At 42.1% G+C, this 1,883-nt stretch carries 2 protein-coding genes; one reads left to right on the forward strand and one right to left on the reverse strand.

The window, feature by feature from the left end:
* On the reverse strand, positions 1-188 hold a 188-nt coding region (locus BSO02S_RS27785; protein ID WP_501193490.1), incomplete at its 3' end, for a hypothetical protein.
* Positions 189-553: 365 nt separating this feature from the next.
* Between BSO02S_RS27785 and ltrA the strand changes: the two genes are divergently transcribed.
* Positions 554-1,813, forward strand: a complete 1,260-nt coding sequence (ltrA, locus tag BSO02S_RS25895; protein WP_066074901.1) for a group II intron reverse transcriptase/maturase — start codon at positions 554-556, stop codon at positions 1,811-1,813.
* The last annotated feature ends 70 nt before the right edge of the window (positions 1,814-1,883 follow it).

The raw sequence follows: 1,883 nt of genomic DNA on the forward strand, positions 1-1,883 counted from the left end.
ATGTGCGCCCAGCATGGGTGCAATCTATAGGGTGCAAGTCCCGAACTGTGAAGGCAGAAGTAACAGTAGCTTAACGCAAGGGTGTCCGCGGTGACGTGGAATCTGAAGGAAGCGGGCGGCAAACCTCCGGTCTGAGGGACACGAACTTCATATAAGGCTAGATACCATTGGATGAGTTTGCATGACAAAACAAAGTCCCTTCTGCCGAAGGTGGTATAGAGTAAATGAAGCAGATAGATGGAGGGAAAGATTGCACTCTTACCTGGGGAGGTCTGATTGATATGCCAAGTACACTTGGTAACCTATCTAGCAATAGATAGCTGAACAATCAGAAGTCAGCAGAGGTCATAGTACCTTACCTACTCGAGACGGTAAGGGAAGGACTGAACAATTAGGAAGAACGAGAACTAGGCATACAATTCCTGTGTAGAAGCAGACAATCCGAAAGGACTTACTTGGAGGAGGAAGTGGTGAATCCCACTGGGGACTTCATGAGGGTGGAACAGGAATAACATAAATAGATTTCTACGTTCACGTCGAAAGGAAATATCGAATGTTAATGGATAGGATTTTGTCACGGGAAAACTTAATAGAAGCACTTAAACGTGTCGAGAAGAACAAAGGGAGTCACGGAATAGATGGTATGTCCGTAAAATCCCTACGAAGACATCTCTATGAAAACTGGGAGTCCCTTTGTGATTCTTTGAGGAATGGAACCTATCATCCGAATCCAGTCCGTCGAGTCGAAATCCCGAAACCGAACGGAGGAATTAGGTTACTAGGTATACCTACCGTGACAGACCGTTTCATTCAACAAGCTATTGCCCAAGTGTTAACCCCATTATTTGACCCCACCTTTTCTGAACATAGCTATGGATTCAGACCAAATCGGAGAGGACATGACGCTATTCGAAAAGCTAAGGGATATATAAGAGAAGGTTACAGATGGGTTATAGATATGGACTTAGAGAAATTCTTTGACAAAGTTAATCATGATAAGTTGATGGGGATACTGGCTAACAGAATCCAAGACCGATTGGTCTTGAAGCTAATTAGAAAATACCTCCAAGCAGGAGTCATGATTAATGGTGTAACCTACGATTCTGAGGAAGGAACACCACAGGGAGGTCCATTAAGTCCTATTCTTTCCAATATCCTGTTAGATAAACTTGATAAAGAGTTGGAAAGAAGGGGGCATAAGTTCGTCCGCTACGCTGATGATTGTAATATCTACATGAAGTCAAAGAAAGCTGGCGAAAGGGTGATGAACTCTATTACAAACTTTATAGAAATTAAATTGAAACTTAAAGTAAATAGAGAGAAGTCTGCAGTTGACCGTCCGTGGAAACGAAAGTTTCTTGGGTTTAGTTTTACTGTTCACAAGAAACCGAAGGTTCGGATATCCCAGGAAAGTATCAAAAGACTAAAGTTAAAAATACGTGAATTAACATCACGGTCAACATCCATCTCATTGGAAACAAGAATCGAGAAACTAAATCAATACTTAACTGGTTGGTGCGGTTACTTTGCTTTAGCGGATACACCTAGTAAGTTTAAAGAATTTGATGAATGGATTAGGAGAAGACTCCGTATGATTGAATGGAAACAATGGAAAACACCCAAAACAAGAGTAAGAAATCTCAAAGGCTTGGGAGTTCCACCAAACAAGGCTTTCGAATGGGGAAACTCTAGAAAGAAATACTGGAGAATAGCTGGTAGTCCGATTCTACAAAAAAACCTCAATAACTCCTACTGGAGTAACCGAGGGCTGAAAAGTTTATATCACAGATATGAATTTCTACGTCAAACTTAGTTGAACCGCCGTATACCGAACGGTACGTACGGTGGTGTGAGAGGTCGGGGGTTAGTCACCCCCTCCTACT

This window comes from Neobacillus soli NBRC 102451, from assembly GCF_001591665.1.
Taxonomy (GTDB): domain Bacteria; phylum Bacillota; class Bacilli; order Bacillales; family Cytobacillaceae; genus Neobacillus; species Neobacillus soli.

Coding starts and splice junctions, on each gene's coding strand:
- ltrA (WP_066074901.1), top strand. CDS start 554: ATGTTAATGGATAGGATTTTGTCACGGGAAAACTTAATAGAAGCACTT.